General features: G+C 71.0%; 14 protein-coding genes. 6 read left to right on the top strand and 8 right to left on the bottom strand.

Going from position 1 to position 13,819, the window contains the following annotated elements:
• Complete coding sequence (thiC, locus tag LCE31_RS12045; RefSeq protein WP_225014192.1) at positions 1 to 1,752, bottom strand: phosphomethylpyrimidine synthase ThiC; 1,752 nt, start codon at positions 1,750 to 1,752, stop codon at positions 1 to 3.
• Between the two features lie 200 nt (positions 1,753 to 1,952).
• Between thiC and LCE31_RS12040 the strand changes: the two genes are divergently transcribed.
• Positions 1,953 to 3,581 (top strand): YibE/F family protein, encoded by a 1,629-nt coding sequence (locus LCE31_RS12040; protein ID WP_225014207.1) that lies wholly within the window; start codon positions 1,953 to 1,955, stop codon positions 3,579 to 3,581.
• Positions 3,582 to 3,843: 262 nt separating this feature from the next.
• Here LCE31_RS12040 and LCE31_RS12035 read toward each other — a convergent pair whose 3' ends face one another.
• The 4 genes from LCE31_RS12035 to LCE31_RS12020 form a co-directional block, all read right to left on the bottom strand.
• Complete coding sequence (locus tag LCE31_RS12035) at positions 3,844 to 4,278, bottom strand: SsgA family sporulation/cell division regulator (protein WP_225014206.1); 435 nt, start codon at positions 4,276 to 4,278, stop codon at positions 3,844 to 3,846.
• Between the two features lie 98 nt (positions 4,279 to 4,376).
• Complete coding sequence (locus tag LCE31_RS12030; protein WP_374118457.1) at positions 4,377 to 5,129, bottom strand: IclR family transcriptional regulator; 753 nt, start codon at positions 5,127 to 5,129, stop codon at positions 4,377 to 4,379.
• A 296-nt stretch (positions 5,130 to 5,425) separates the two neighbouring features.
• Positions 5,426 to 5,641, bottom strand: a complete 216-nt coding sequence (locus LCE31_RS12025) for a DUF5326 family protein (protein ID WP_225014191.1) — start codon at positions 5,639 to 5,641, stop codon at positions 5,426 to 5,428.
• Between the two features lie 179 nt (positions 5,642 to 5,820).
• A complete protein-coding gene (locus tag LCE31_RS12020; protein ID WP_225014190.1) occupies positions 5,821 to 6,138 on the bottom strand; it encodes a cupin domain-containing protein in 318 nt (105 codons plus the stop codon).
• Positions 6,139 to 6,274: 136 nt separating this feature from the next.
• Here LCE31_RS12020 and LCE31_RS12015 point away from each other — a divergent pair, with 136 nt between their 5' ends.
• The 3 genes from LCE31_RS12015 (at position 6,275) to LCE31_RS12005 (ending at position 9,095) form a co-directional block, all read left to right on the top strand.
• The gene (locus tag LCE31_RS12015) at positions 6,275 to 7,423 is read left to right on the top strand and encodes a cystathionine gamma-lyase (RefSeq protein ID WP_225014204.1); all 1,149 of its coding nucleotides are present in this window, start codon (positions 6,275 to 6,277) and stop codon (positions 7,421 to 7,423) included.
• A 240-nt stretch (positions 7,424 to 7,663) separates the two neighbouring features.
• The gene (locus LCE31_RS12010; protein WP_225014189.1) at positions 7,664 to 8,557 is read left to right on the top strand and encodes a LysR family transcriptional regulator; all 894 of its coding nucleotides are present in this window, start codon (positions 7,664 to 7,666) and stop codon (positions 8,555 to 8,557) included.
• Between the two features lie 52 nt (positions 8,558 to 8,609).
• Positions 8,610 to 9,095, top strand: coding sequence for an NUDIX domain-containing protein (locus tag LCE31_RS12005; protein WP_225014188.1), 486 nt, complete (start codon positions 8,610 to 8,612; stop codon positions 9,093 to 9,095).
• 94 nt (positions 9,096 to 9,189) lie between these two features.
• Here the strand turns inward: LCE31_RS12005 and LCE31_RS12000 are convergent, their stop codons facing one another.
• Positions 9,190 to 9,825 (bottom strand): HAD family hydrolase, encoded by a 636-nt coding sequence (locus LCE31_RS12000; protein ID WP_225014187.1) that lies wholly within the window; start codon positions 9,823 to 9,825, stop codon positions 9,190 to 9,192.
• A gap of 131 nt (positions 9,826 to 9,956) precedes the next feature.
• Between LCE31_RS12000 and LCE31_RS11995 the strand changes: the two genes are divergently transcribed.
• A complete protein-coding gene (locus tag LCE31_RS11995; protein WP_225014186.1) occupies positions 9,957 to 10,847 on the top strand; it encodes a GNAT family N-acetyltransferase in 891 nt (296 codons plus the stop codon).
• 98 nt (positions 10,848 to 10,945) lie between these two features.
• Complete coding sequence (locus LCE31_RS11990; RefSeq protein ID WP_225014185.1) at positions 10,946 to 11,401, top strand: GNAT family N-acetyltransferase; 456 nt, start codon at positions 10,946 to 10,948, stop codon at positions 11,399 to 11,401.
• Between the two features lie 157 nt (positions 11,402 to 11,558).
• On the opposite strand, the gene LCE31_RS11985 is transcribed toward LCE31_RS11990, so the two are convergent.
• Both LCE31_RS11985 and LCE31_RS11980 read right to left on the bottom strand, forming a co-directional pair.
• Complete coding sequence (locus LCE31_RS11985; protein WP_225014184.1) at positions 11,559 to 13,010, bottom strand: serine hydrolase domain-containing protein; 1,452 nt, start codon at positions 13,008 to 13,010, stop codon at positions 11,559 to 11,561.
• Between the two features lie 77 nt (positions 13,011 to 13,087).
• Positions 13,088 to 13,675, bottom strand: coding sequence for a GNAT family N-acetyltransferase (locus LCE31_RS11980; RefSeq protein WP_225014183.1), 588 nt, complete (start codon positions 13,673 to 13,675; stop codon positions 13,088 to 13,090).
• Positions 13,676 to 13,819: the final 144 nt, after the last annotated feature.

Raw genomic sequence — 13,819 nt, 5'->3', positions numbered from 1 at the left:
TCAGTCCGCCAGCGGCAGATACACGCGGTTGCCCGACGCGGCGAACTCGCGGGACTTCTCCGCCATGCCCTCTTCGATCTCCACCGCGCCCAGGTCGCCGCCGTGCTTGCGCCTGATGTCCTGGGAGATCTTCATCGAGCAGAACTTCGGCCCGCACATCGAGCAGAAGTGCGCCGTCTTCGCCGGCTCGGCGGGCAGCGTCTCGTCGTGGAACGCGCGGGCCGTGTCCGGGTCGAGGGCCAGGTTGAACTGGTCCTCCCAGCGGAACTCGAAGCGGGCGTCCGACAGCGCGTCGTCCCACTCCTGTGCCCCGGGATGGCCCTTGGCCAGGTCCGCCGCGTGCGCCGCGATCTTGTACGTGATGACGCCGGTCTTCACGTCGTCGCGGTCGGGCAGACCCAGATGCTCCTTCGGCGTGACGTAGCAGAGCATCGCGGTGCCCCACCACGCGATCATCGCCGCGCCGATGCCGGAGGTGATGTGGTCGTACGCCGGGGCGACGTCCGTCGTCAGCGGGCCGAGCGTGTAGAACGGCGCCTCCTCGCACACGTCCTGCTGGAGGTCGATGTTCTCCTTGATCTTGTGCATCGGCACATGGCCGGGGCCCTCGATCATCGTCTGCACGCCGTGCCGCTTGGCGATCGTGTTCAGCTCGCCGAGCGTGCGCAACTCGGCGAACTGCGCCTCGTCGTTCGCGTCCGCGACGGAGCCGGGCCGCAGCCCGTCACCGAGGGAGTACGTCACGTCGTACGAGGCGAGGATCGAGCACAGCTCCTCGAAGTTCTCGTACAGGAACGACTCCTGGTGGTGCGCCAGGCACCAGGCCGCCATGATCGAGCCGCCGCGCGAGACGATGCCCGTCTTGCGGCGCGCGGTCAGCGGTACGTACCGCAGCAGGACGCCCGCGTGGACGGTCATGTAGTCGACGCCCTGCTCGGCCTGTTCGACGACCGTGTCCCGGTAGATCTCCCAGGTCAGCTCCTCGGCCTTGCCGTCGACCTTCTCCAGCGCCTGGTAGAGCGGCACGGTGCCGATCGGCACGGGGGAGTTGCGCAGGACCCACTCCCGCGTGGTGTGGATGTTCCGGCCCGTCGAGAGGTCCATGACCGTGTCCGCGCCCCACCGGGTCGCCCAGGTCATCTTGTCGACCTCCTCCTCGATGGAGGAGGTGACCGCGGAGTTGCCGATGTTGGCGTTCACCTTCACCAGGAACTTCTTGCCGATGATCATCGGCTCGATCTCCGGGTGGTTGACGTTGGCGGGCAGCACGGCCCGCCCGGCCGCGATCTCCTCGCGCACCGTCTCGGGCGGGACGTTCTCCCTGATGGCGGCGTACTCCATCTCGGGCGTGATGTCGCCGCGCCGCGCGTACGCGAGCTGGGTGACAGCGGCACCGTCCCTGCCGCGGCGCGGCTGCCGGGGGCGCCCCGGGAAGACCGCGTCGAGGTTGCGCAGTCCGCCGCGCGGCGTGGTGTGCTTGAGGCCGTCGTCCTCGGGGCGCGGGGGCCGCCCCGCGTACTCCTCGGTGTCGCCTCGCGCGGTGATCCAGTTCTCCCGGAGGGGCGCGAGTCCGCGCCGTACGTCCGTCTCGACGCCGGGATCGGTGTACGGGCCCGACGTGTCGTACAGCGTCACGTCGTCGCCGTTGGTGAGGTGCACCCGCCGTACGGGCACGCGGAGATCGGGGCGCGAGCCCTGCACGTACCCCTTGTGCCATCCGACGGCAGACGTCTGTGTGTCCTGAACGGTCATGAGACCAAACTCCCTACGCCGGCATTACCCGGTAACAGGTTCGGCGGTCGGCGCAGCGTGGGGGTGCGGGGTCAGAACCCACGTCACCACACGTCAGCGCCCTCTCAGCCCGGTGCTCCGAGCTCCCGCGTGTGCAAATGCCCGTCCACGCTAACGCCATGGACTTCTCGAAGACCAGAGGGCCTCCCCGCGCCCTTGGCATGATCTGGCCTGTGACCCGACCTCAGCAGCCCTCCGGCCGGCCGCCGGAGCGGAGACCCGGACAGCCGCCGCCCGGTCCAGGCGCCGAACAGCCACCCGGCCCGCCTTCCGGGCTGCCTTCCGGGCTGCCGCCCGGGCCGCCTTCCCCGTGGCCGCCCGGCCAGCCTTTCCCGCTGCCACCCGGCCACCCTTCCGCGTTGCCGCCCGAGCCGTCGGGGACCGTCCGTCCCGGTGGCCATACGCATCATCACGGGCCGGCCGCCCCGGTCTCCCGGCACCTCCGTACGGTCATCGCGGCGGTGCTGATCCCCTTCGCCGCGGCGGTGGTCGTGGGACTGGTCGTGCTGTGGCCGGGCGCGGCACCCGCCCACCACCGGTCCGGCGTGGGCTTCGACCAGGCGACCGAACAGGGCCGGGTGACCCGGATCGTGCCGATGTCCTGCGACGACGCTCATGCGGCGCAGCTGCCCGCATCGGGCAACCCGGCGTCCGACGCCGGAGGTTCGTCCGACCCGGGGGATTCATCCGGTTCCGGGGGTACGGCGGCCGGCGGCTCGGCATCGTCACCGCCCGAGACCCCGGCCGACGGCGGGGGCTGCAAGAAGGCCACCATCGAGGTGATGACTGGCAAGGACAAGGGCCGGCGATTCGACGAGGTCGTCCAACCGGACGCGCCGCGGCAGTTTCACGTGAAACAAGGCGTCGTCCTCGCGTACGCGCCGCAGGCGCCGCACGACCTCCAGTACTCCGTCACCGATGTCGACCGGAAGTTCCCGCTGTATCTTCTGGCGGGCATCTTCGCGCTGGCGGTGGTCGTCGTCGGACGGATGCGGGGCGTCATGGCGCTCGTCGCGCTCGCCGTGTCGTTCGGCGTCCTGACCCTGTTCATTCTCCCCGCGGTTCTCCAGGGTTCGAACCCGCTGCTCGTTGCCGTGATCGGAGCCGGCGCGATCATGCTGATCGCGCTCTACCTGTGCCATGGCCTGACGGCCCGCACCTCGGTCGCGGTCCTGGGCACGCTGGTCTCGCTGTTGCTGACGGGTGCGCTGGGGCTGGTGTTCATCCACTGGACGAGCCTGACCGGGAACACCGACGAGAACACCGGACTGATCCACGGCCTCTACCCGGGGCTCGACATGAGCGGCCTGCTCCTGGCGGGGGTGATCATCGGATCGCTGGGCGTCCTCGACGATGTGACGGTCACCCAGACCTCCGCCGTCTGGGAACTCCACCAGGCCGACCCCTCGATGGGGCCACGCGGGCTGTACCGGGCGGGCATCCGGATCGGCCGGGACCATATCGCCTCGGTCGTCAACACGCTGGTCCTGGCATACGCGGGCGCGGCGCTGCCGCTCCTGCTGCTGTTCACGATCGCTGACTCGGGCGTGGGAACGGTCGCCAACAGCGAGCTGGTCGCGGAGGAGATCGTCAGGACGCTGGTGGGCTCGATCGGCCTCGTGGCATCCGTCCCCGTGACCACGGCGCTGGCCGCCCTGGTGGTCTCGGCGGACCGCTCGGCGCCACCCCCGATGAGGGGCGTGCCGCCCCGGTCCGTGCCCGGCCAGGGCGCCGCGGGGCCCGGGCCCGCGCGCGGCCCAGGGGCCCGGGGACACCGTCGCACCCGCTGAACCGTGTCCCGGCCTTTCCCGGGTCCGTGGCCGTGGCCGCGGCCTGCTGACGGGTAGGGCTCGGGGGCCGCCCGTCGTCCCGGCCGCGACACGGCACACGGCCGGTCCGCGTCGTCGGCCGCCTCCGCGACCGCGCTTCTCCACTCATCTGCCGCCGCACACATGGTCCAGGCGCCTGTCTCCTCTCCCCGTACGCACGCGATCCACCTGTCTCAACCCGCGGCCCGACCGGCATGGCTCGGCGTCTGTCCCGGGCCTCGCCTCAGCCCGCGTTCTCCTCGGCCAGGATGCGGCCGAGCTCCTTCTCCAGCGACCCCTCGAAGTCCCCGGCCGCCTGCTCCTGGCCGAGCGGAACGAGTCTGTCCGTGCGGTCGAGGAACGCCACGAGGGGCGCGGCGCTCACCCGGAACAACGCGTGGTCCTCGCCGACCTGAAGTCGGATATGGACGTCCGAGAGATCCTCGGGCGTGGTCGGGGCGATGTGCACATCGCCGTCCCCGCTCGGGACGTTGATCCCGTCGAGCAGCAGCTCGCGGCCGAATGTCCAGGTGACGGGCGCGTCACCGGGCAGGTGGAACGTCATGCGCACCGCGTAGGGGTCTTCGGTTTCGTAATGGAGCTCAACCGGAATCCGGAAGGCAAGCTCCTCGGAGACGAGGAAGCTCATCTGGACCTCGGCCTGCACCGATTCGCGCATCATGCACCACTCCGGAGTAGATACGGCTAGGAATGATCCCCTTGCCCCCCTTGACGCAATCGTCCTCGAAGCGCTATCAGATCACAAGGAGTAATTTTTCAGATACTGATAGAGAAGGTTCCCGAGGTCAGCAGCGTGCTGATCTCTCTGCGTAACCGTTCCACGATGGGAAGCAGCTGTTCGTCCCTGTCGAGTGGCACAGAAATGGCCATCGCCGCGGGCGCGGGCCCGACCGCCAGGGGCAGTGCCGCGCAGGCGGTGCCGAGTGCGTACTCCTGCCGCTCGACCACCGGGCGCAGCGGGTCGCGCGCCGTACGGTCGAGCGCGGCGAGGCGGGTGAGCAGGGCTCCGGTGCTGCGTACGGAGTGGGGTGTGAGCGCCGAGACGGGGTATCGGTCCAGGTGGTCGCGGCGCGCGGCGCCGTCGAGCTGACTCAGCAGACACTGGCCGATCGCGTGCGCGTGGCCGGTCGCACGGAAGTCGGCCCACTCCTCGACGGCGGGCGTCTCGGGCCTGTCGGCCGTGGAGACGACTTCGATCTCACCGTCGCGGTAGACCGCGAAGTAGACGGGCGCGCCCAGCTGATCGCACAGCGACCGGAGCATCTCGACGATCTTGCTGCGACGATTCTGCAGCGCTTCGTCCCTGGCCAACCTGGGTACGGCTGATCCGAGCAGGAATACACCGCCCTCCCGGCGGAGGTATCCCTCATGGGTCAGGGTGCGCAGCAGGTGGTACGTGGTGGCGAGGGGGAGCCCGGCCTCGCGGGCCAGCTGTTTCGCCGGGGCTCCGTCCCGGTGGGACGCCACCGACTCCAGCAGGCGCAGGGCGCGCTGCACGGAGCCGATCAGCGTGGGCGCCCCGGCGCGCGGGGCCGCCCGGGCCGCCCGCGCCAGATGCTGGACGGCGTCCGGGATGTGTGCCGCTTTCAAGGCGGAAGGTGGCGCTGTGGCCATGGGTCACCCCCAGGGGTGCCGCCGGGCCCCCCCCCCGCCCGCGGGGGCCCCCCCCCCGGGCCCCCCCCCCCCCCGCGGGAACCGCCAGGGACGCGGCAGAGACCAGTCACTCTAAAGGCACACCACGGCCAAGGGTGGTTTCCCGTACGGCTTTCCCCCGCGCGGGCTAACCGGCTCACCAGTGGCGTTCGCTACCATCCGCCCTTCGAGGATGACGACGTGAACTTGCGTACGAGGAAGATGAGTCCACCAACCAGGGCGACCAGGATCAGGGCCTTGAACAGCAGTCCGATCACGAACCCCACGATCGTGGTGATCAGTCCCCCGAACACGACGAGGACGATCAGGGGTATGGCGACCCACTTCACCCACCAGGGCAGCCCCGCGAAAATCTCCCGCCTTGCCATCGCCTCTACCTCACTCCTCCGGACCTCTCCGGCTCATGTCCGGCGCATCCGACTTCCGCGGGCGCGTCCGTTTGACTCTCTCGATGCTAGAAGGCCGGCGGGCGAAACGGGGGTCCCGCATCCCCTGCTCTCCCCTGATCCGACCCTGAGTCCCGCTCAGGGGTACGGGGGGCCGCCGCTCAGCTTTCCGGGGGAGAGAACACGACCATGACCCGGAGATCCTCCGTGATGTGGTGGAACTTGTGCGCGGTACCGCGCGGCACGAAGACCACACTGCCTCTCGCCACCTGGGTCGTCTCCATTCCCACGGTGATCGACGCACGGCCGCTCACCACGAGATACACCTCGTCCTGCTGATGGGGCTGCTGCCGGTCCATCTCGCCCGCGTCCAGCGCGTAGAGCCCGAGCGACATGCTCTTTGCGCGCATGAACTGGAGGTAGGCGCCGTCGTTGGCGGCACGTTCCGCCTCCAGCTCGTCCAGTCGGAATGCCTTCATGCCACGATCAGACCATGAAGATTCCCGCAGTCAAGACGATCGCCGACGGTGAGGCGAAGCCGTGACCAGCCACGACGACGCGCCGCAGAACCAGGCCACGGCCGGGGGCGACGAGAGCGGGCACCGCGGCCGGCCCATGGCGCGCGGCACGGGGGAGGGCACGCGCGCCGTACGGGCCGGCCTGCCGGAGCCGCTGAAGTACGAGCCCACCCTGCCGGGGCCCGTTTTCGCCGCCCACTACCACCTGCCCGGCGAGCCGACCGGCCCGTACACGTACGGCCGCGACGAGAACCCGACCTGGACACACCTGGAGCGGGCCATCGGCGAGCTGGAGTCCCCGGGGCGCCCCGTCGAGACCGTCGTCTTCGCCTCCGGCATGGCCGCGATCTCCGCCGTCGCCCTGTCCCAGCTGCGCCCCGGCGACATCGCTGTCTTCCCTGACGACGGCTACCAGGCGCTACCCCTGCTGCACGAGCAGCTCACCGCGTACGGCGTGGACGTCCGGACCGCGCCGACCGGCGGGAACGCCCAGCGGAAGGCACTCGGCGGCGCGAAGCTCCTGTGGATCGAGACGCCGTCCAATCCCGGACTCGACGTGTGCGACATCCGCGCGCTGGTGCGCGAGGCCCACAGCGGCGGGGCGCTCGTCGCCGTGGACAACACCCTCGCCACCCCGCTCGGCCAGCGCCCGCTCGAACTCGGCGCGGACTTCTCGGTCGCCAGTGACACCAAGGGCATGACCGGCCACGGGGACCTGCTTCTCGGCCACGTCACCACCTCGGACGCCTCGCTCGCCGCGTCCGTGCGCCGCTGGCGCAAGATCGTGGGGGCAATCCCGGGGCCGATGGAGGCATGGCTCGCGCACCGCTCCCTCGCCACGCTCCAGCTGCGCAACGACCGGCAGTGCGCCACCGCCCTGACGCTGGCACACGCGCTGCGCGAGCGCCCCGAAGTGAGCGGGCTGCGCTACCCGGGACTGCCCGACGACCCGTCCCACGCCGTGGCGTCGCTCCAGATGCGCCGCTACGGTTCCGTGCTGTCCTTCACGCTGCCCGACCGCGAGCAGGCGGAGCGCTTTCTGGACGGGCTGCTCCTGGTGGATGACGCGACCAGCTTCGGAGGCGTACGGTCCACCGCGGAGCGGCGGGGACGCTGGGGCGGCGACGCCGTGCCGGAGGGGTTCATCAGGTTCTCGGTGGGCGCCGAGGACCCCGAGGACCTGGTGGCGGACGTCCTGCACGCGCTGGACAACCTTGGTTTCACGGGAAACAGCGCTACCCACTGACCGGCAGTCCAGCCGTCCGACCGCCCGGTTGCCCCCGCGGAGAGGAACGGTCCGAGCCTCCCCCCTCGTGGCTCGGACCGTCCCCGGGTTCCCCGCGGGAAGAACCACACGCACCAGGCTAGTTGACTCAGCGTCAGAGTCCAATCACGGAAGACGCACTGGCCTATCGACAAATTTATAGTTGAGCGCCCGAAGGCCATGCTCCGGCGGCAAGGCCACGTTCGCGGAGGAGGACGGCACATGGACCTCGCGTTGCTGCGCACCTTCGTGGCCGTGCACCGCGCGGGCTCCTTCACCCGCGCAGCCGCCCTCCTCGGTCTCTCCCAGCCCGCCGTGACCGGCCAGATACGGGCGCTGGAACGGCAGCTCGGCAGGCCGCTCTTCCTGCGTCAGGCCCGGGGCGTCATCCCGACGACGGTCGGGGACGAACTCGCCCACCGGGCGGCACCCCACCTCGACGCGCTCGTCGAGATCGCCGAGACGGGCCTCGGGGACAGCTCCAGTGTCCGGACGCTCCATCTCGCCGGCCCTCCGGAACTCATCTCCCTGCGGGTGCTTCCCGCGCTCGTGCCGCTCGTCGCCGAGGGCCTCGTGCTGCGGACCGCGCTCTTCGCGAACGCCGGCGAAACCCTGGAGTCCCTCGCCGCCGGCCACCACGATCTGGCCGTCGCCACGGCACGGCCGCGCGGCGAACTCCTCACCGCCGTCCCCCTGTGCGACGAGGAACACGTCCTGGTCGCAGGACCCGAGCGGGCCGCGCGGCTCGGCACCGGCGTCCTGCGGGAGGGCCACGCCGTGCTCTCCCAGCTGCCAGTGGTCGAGGTGCACGAGTCACTGCCGTTCGTCTCCCGCTACTGGGCCGCCGTCTTCGACTCCACGCCCACCGCCGCCGGCACCGTCATCGTCCCCGACCTGCGGGCCGTGCTCGGCTGCGTCACCGCGGGCGCCGGGCTCGCCGTCCTGCCCCGCTACCTGTGCCAGGGGGCGCTCGACCGCGGCGAGGTCGTGGCCCTGCTCGAACCGCCGGTGCCATCTCTGCGCACGTATTTCCTCGTCGCGCGCGCCGGCACACTGACGCTGCCGCCGATCGCGCGGGCGCACGAGTGGCTGCTGCGTGCTGCCGGGGACTGGTGAGAGCCGGGACGGCAGGCGTTTCGGGAGCCGCCCCACGGGCCAATCTCTTCCCATGACCGAACGGCCCGTGGTCAAGCGCACCGCACGCGCCATCCTGCTCGACGGCGACGACCTGATACTGATCAAACGCACCAGACCAGGCGTGGAGCCCTACTGGGTCACCCCCGGCGGGGGCGTGGAGGACACCGACCCCACCGTGGTCGAAGCGCTGCACCGCGAGGTCGATGAGGAACTCGGCGCCAAGATCACCGATGTGGTGCCGTGCTTCGTGGATACCGTCGAGCACATCGCCGAGGACGCCTCGGACGTCTCCGGCGTCAAGGTCCAGCACTTCTTCGTCTGCCGTCTGGCCTCCATGGACCCCTCGCAGCGGCACGGCCCCGAGGTGGAGGAGCCGCGGGGCGAGTACGAGATCGTCCGGGTGCCGTTCAGCCGCGTCGGGATCGCGGCGGTCCATCTCGTACCGCTGTCGCTGCGGCACTACCTCGACGGAAACATCGAGGGCGTACGGGCGATGCACGCACCCGACCTGGGGTGACGACCGAGCCGGTGAGAACCGACGCGGTGACGGCCGACGACGTCACAACCGGCGGCCGACGCGTCCAGGGTCGGCCCAGATGCCGCGCTCCCGGTCAGTCGCGGATCAGCGCGTAGGCGCCCCGCAGATCACCGCCGTTGTAGACGTGCGTCGCGATGTTCGCGACATGGTGGTCGCCATTGACCGCCACCGCGTTCCCCACCACCCGGAACAGCTCGGCGTCCGACATCGAATCCCCGTACGCGACGCACTGGTTCAGGTCCAGCCCCAGCTCCGCGCAGAGCCGCTCCGCCGTGTGGACCTTGGCCAGGGGGCTGAGGATGCCGGAGCGCACGATCGGTTCGGTGAACGGCGGGGCCGGCCAGACCGAGGCGTGGGTCGCGTGTGCTCCCCAGTCGAGCAGTCGCTCCACGAAGAAGCTCGGACCGAGCGAGATCACCGCGCAGTAGTCCCCCCGCGCACGGATGTCAGCCCAGACCTCGGGGATGCCGTCCATCCAGGGAGCCTGCTCAAAGGCGGCCGTCACCTGCTCCCACGTCAGCTGCGCCCACAGCTCCCTGGCCCGCACCGCGAAGTCGGCGGCCGACAGACCGAGCGTGACGAATTCCCGCTCCAGTTCAGCGATCTCAGCGGCCAGCCCGAGCTGGCGGGATATCTCCACAGCTGCGGCAGAACCCCTGATCAGCGTGCCGTCGACATCGAAGAGGTGCAGTCTGCGTGGGGTGGCCATGAAGGGGACAGTAGTACGCATGGCCGACCCCGGGGACTGTGTCGTGTTTCACGTGAAACCGGACCTCGGATTTGTGGCCACTTTACCTAAAGCGCTGGACGAACGATCACTGGCTCCGTCAGCCTGGGCCCATGCCGACACCGCTCGCCGAGCTCCCGATCCGGCCTTTGACCATGCGCGACTTGTCGTTCTGCGTCGCGCTCGCGGAGGGCAGGGGCTGGCCACCCGAGGAGCGCAAGTGGCGGCTGCTGCTCACGGCCGGAAACGGATACGGAATCGACGACCCGAGCGGCCAGGGGTTGGCGGGCGCGTGCGTTCTCATGCGGTACGGGACGCCGGAGGCCGGGCACAGCCGTGAGCTGGCCGTGATCGGCATGCTGCTCGTCGCCTCCCACCACGAGCGGCAGGGCCTCGGCAGGCAGCTGATGGACCACGTGCTCCGCGAGGCCGACGGCGCGCCGCTCGCGCTCTACGCGACCCGGTTCGGACAGCCCCTCTATGAGCGGCTGGGATTCACCACGACGGCCCAGAACGTCCGGCTGGTGGGGCGGCTGGGTGCCTCGGCCCCGCTGTCGGAACCGTCCCCCGAGGGCATCGCGGTCCGCACCGTCACCGCCGATGACCTGCCGGCGATCGCCCGGCTGGACGCGGAGGTGTTCGGCGTCGACCGCACCCTGATGATCACTCGGCTCCCGGTCTTCGCCGATCAACTGCGGGTCGCCCTGGATGGGTCAGAGGTGATCGGCTATGGGGCCACCTGGCCCAGCGACTCCCACGACATCGTCGGCCCGCTGATCGGCCGCGACACGGCGACGGCGAAGGCACTGCTCGCCTCGCTGGGCAGCGCTGCCCGACGTCCACTGCGCACGGACATCGACGCACGCCACGAGGACCTGCTCACATGGCTGAAGGAACAGGGCCTGGACACGGTACTGACCAGCCCCGTCATGATCCGGGACAGCCCAGGGCTCCCCGGTGACCCGGCGCGGCGGTTCGCACCACTGTCCATGGCCACGTGCTGAGGCACGACGGGGCGAGGGGCCCGGAGGGAGCTCCGCGGGACGGGGTCGGGGCATGCGAGACCGGCGTGATCCAATCGGGAGACCCTAAGGTGGCGGTCATGACTGATGACCTGGCGATACGACCCGCCGCTCCGGACGATCTCACGGCCATTGTGGCGATGCTCGCGGACGACACACTCGGCGCACAGCGCGAGGACCCCAGCAATCTCGCTCCCTACGCCGAGGCGTTCGAGCGTCTGGCCGCGGACCCTCACCAGCACCTGATGGTCGCCGTACGCGCGGACCGGGTGGTCGGCACGCTGCAACTCTCGATCGTGCCGGGCCTCTCCCGGCAGGGCGCCTCCCGCTCGATCATCGAGGGTGTCCGGGTCCACGCGGACGAGCGGGGAAGCGGCCTGGGCACCCGCTTCATCACCTGGGCCGTCGAGGAGTCCCGGCGACAGGGATGCCAGCTCGTCCAGCTGACCTCGGACGCGACCCGCGTCGACGCCCACCGCTTCTACGAGCGCCTGGGCTTCACGGCCTCGCACCTCGGCTTCAAGATGACGCTCTGACGAGGGCTTCGGGGCCGGGCCGGGCTCGTCGTACTCCGACGAGGACCCTAGGGCCCCCGGCCGGGCTCGTACGGGGGCGGTGTTTCACGTGAAACATCGCACCCGGCACAAGCCCCGCCCTCTCGGACTCCGGACCGGTCACGCGCGACGGGTCGGATCAGCGCCAGCCGTCCGGGTCCACCCCACCCGGGACGGCATCGGCCGGCGCATAGGGCTGCCGCGTGAAGACGAACGTACCGAGGTCGAGGTGGCTCACGCTGCCGTCCGGCCGCCGCACGACGCGCAGCGTCTCCCCCGCGTAGTAGCCGTCCAGGCCGCGCCAACTCCGCTCAGCGACCGCGTTGCCGCCGCTGGAGCCGCCATCACCTCGCCCGCCATCGGCGTCATGACCGCCCGCCGTGGCGACGAAACGTGAACCGCGCCCGGCGCCCCGCAGCGGGTACAGCTCCAGCCCGTTGTCCGCGACGAGCTTCAGCCCGAACGCGTTGGTGCCCCAGTACCACTGCCCGGTGAGCTCCAGCAACTCCTTGTCGAAGGTTCCCATGGGCCGCCACGGCTCCGGCAGACGCGGTTCGGCGTCCGCCACGAGGGTCACCAGGTCGGCGGTGATCCCACCGATCGCAGGACCCGAGGTGGCGTTGGAGAGCGCGACCGCGACAAGGCCCTCCTCGGCGTTCCCCCAGAGGCAGGCGACGAAGCCCGGCAACGAGCCCGTGTGACCCACCAGCGTCCGCCCGCCCCGCCGGGCGAGCTGGACACCCAGGCCGTATCCACCCGCCCAGTCGTCGGGCTCGGGCGGCACGGACGCCGTCCTCATCTCCGCCACGGACGCGGCGCTCAGCACCCGCTCGTCGCCCCGCAGGAGGAACGTGCCGAACGCGCAGAGATCCCGGGCCGTCGACCACAACTGACCGGCCGGCGCCATGACTCCGAGGTCCTGCGGCGGCTCGGGGAGCATGGCGTCGGCCCACGGGTGGACCGCCCAGCCGCCCGCGTGCGGGGCGACGGGACCGGCCGTCGTACGGTCGAGCGACAGCGGTACGAGGATCTCCCGCCGCAGCGCGTCCTCCCAGGGCTCCCCGCGCAGCCGCTCCACGACGGCGCCGAGCAGCGCGTAGCCGGGGTTGGAGTAGTGGTGCCGCCGCCCTGCCGGGTGCAGCAGCGCCGAATCTCCGAGAACGTCCGAGGTCGCGGCACGCAGCTCGCCGGGCGTGCGCTCCCACCAGTCCCCCGGCGGTTCTGCCCGCAATCCCGCACCGTGGCCCAGCAGCTGAGCGATCGTCACCTCCCCCACGCCCGTATCCGGCACGTGCTTCTCCAGCGGATCGTCGAGATCGAGAAGGCCCTCGTCCCGCAGCCGCAGCACCAGCACGGCCGTGAACGTCTTGGTGATGGAGCCGATCCTGAACTGGGTGTCCGCGTCGGGCGCGTGCCCGTCCACGCAACTGCGCGACCCCTGCCACACCAGTCGCCCGTCCCGTGCCACCGCCCCGACAAGGGAGGGCGCGCGCCCCTGCGACTGGCCGACGGCGACCCGGTGCAGCAACGCGCGCCGGGTGGTGGGAAGCAGGTCGTCCACCGGGGGATCGGCCTCAAGAGATGACGTCATGCCCCACACCTACCCTTCCGCCGCCCGCCGGGCGAACTCATTTACCGGCGCCGCACCACGCACCGGGCGAACGCCCGTCATCCCTCGCCCGACCAGGCCGGCGGCGGCCGGTCGCCGTGTTCGATCACGTACAGCACCTGCGGTGCGCCGAACTCCACGAAGCGGTCCTGGAGCCGCATCCCGACGGCCTCCAGCATCTGCCGCGAGCGTGCGTTCGCCTCCTGTGTGACAGCGATCAGCGACGCGTCGCGCTCCGGGGCGGCCTCAAGGACCCAGCGGACGAGCGCGCCCACGGCCTCGCGCCCGTAGCCGTGTCCCCAGTGCTCCGGCAGGAACGAGTAGGCCACTTCCCAGCTCCCCGCCCGCCGTTCGGAGACATCGACCGAGACCGTACCGATCACTTCGTCCCGCTCGCCCGTGGTCACGCTGAACACGTGCGGGCGCGAGTCGAACCTCTCCTGCCGCAGACGGAGCCGGTGGCTGCCGACGGGCCCGCCGAGGAAGCGCCGCACATCGGGATCGGTCCATAAGCGCGTGTACACGTCCACGTCGTCCGCGCGCGCGGGACGCAGCTCAAGGCGCGCGGTTCGCAGCACCCCGCCCTCCGGCCCCTTCGGCAGAGTCGGCCGAGCCGGGAAACCGGCGGAAGCGGAAGGATCATCCATACCGATCACTATGGCGGACAACCATGCGATACCCCTCGTGCGCTACGCCATGGGCCCCGCGCGGGGGCCCCCCCCCGGGGGGCCCCCCCGGGGGGGGCGCCCCCCCGCGCCCCCCCCCCCCCCCCCGCCCCGCCCGGGCCCCCC

Source organism: Streptomyces sp. 8L (assembly GCF_020176795.1).
In the GTDB taxonomy this organism is placed as follows: domain Bacteria; phylum Actinomycetota; class Actinomycetes; order Streptomycetales; family Streptomycetaceae; genus Streptomyces.
Note: the sequence above shows the minus strand (reverse complement) of the source record. Positions and strands in the feature narration are given on the sequence as shown.

Excerpts from the sequence above, each read along its gene's own strand:
- thiC (WP_225014192.1), bottom strand. The coding sequence starts at position 1,752 with ATGACCGTTCAGGACACACAGACGTCTGCCGTCGGATGGCACAAGGGG.
- LCE31_RS12040 (WP_225014207.1), top strand. The coding sequence starts at position 1,953 with ATGATCTGGCCTGTGACCCGACCTCAGCAGCCCTCCGGCCGGCCGCCG.
- LCE31_RS12035 (WP_225014206.1), bottom strand. The coding sequence starts at position 4,278 with ATGCGCGAATCGGTGCAGGCCGAGGTCCAGATGAGCTTCCTCGTCTCC.
- LCE31_RS12025 (WP_225014191.1), bottom strand. The coding sequence starts at position 5,641 with ATGGCAAGGCGGGAGATTTTCGCGGGGCTGCCCTGGTGGGTGAAGTGG.
- LCE31_RS12020 (WP_225014190.1), bottom strand. The coding sequence starts at position 6,138 with ATGAAGGCATTCCGACTGGACGAGCTGGAGGCGGAACGTGCCGCCAAC.
- LCE31_RS12015 (WP_225014204.1), top strand. The coding sequence starts at position 6,275 with ATGGCGCGCGGCACGGGGGAGGGCACGCGCGCCGTACGGGCCGGCCTG.
- LCE31_RS12010 (WP_225014189.1), top strand. The coding sequence starts at position 7,664 with ATGGACCTCGCGTTGCTGCGCACCTTCGTGGCCGTGCACCGCGCGGGC.
- LCE31_RS12005 (WP_225014188.1), top strand. The coding sequence starts at position 8,610 with ATGACCGAACGGCCCGTGGTCAAGCGCACCGCACGCGCCATCCTGCTC.
- LCE31_RS12000 (WP_225014187.1), bottom strand. The coding sequence starts at position 9,825 with ATGGCCACCCCACGCAGACTGCACCTCTTCGATGTCGACGGCACGCTG.
- LCE31_RS11995 (WP_225014186.1), top strand. The coding sequence starts at position 9,957 with ATGCCGACACCGCTCGCCGAGCTCCCGATCCGGCCTTTGACCATGCGC.
- LCE31_RS11990 (WP_225014185.1), top strand. The coding sequence starts at position 10,946 with ATGACTGATGACCTGGCGATACGACCCGCCGCTCCGGACGATCTCACG.
- LCE31_RS11985 (WP_225014184.1), bottom strand. The coding sequence starts at position 13,010 with ATGACGTCATCTCTTGAGGCCGATCCCCCGGTGGACGACCTGCTTCCC.
- LCE31_RS11980 (WP_225014183.1), bottom strand. The coding sequence starts at position 13,675 with ATGGATGATCCTTCCGCTTCCGCCGGTTTCCCGGCTCGGCCGACTCTG.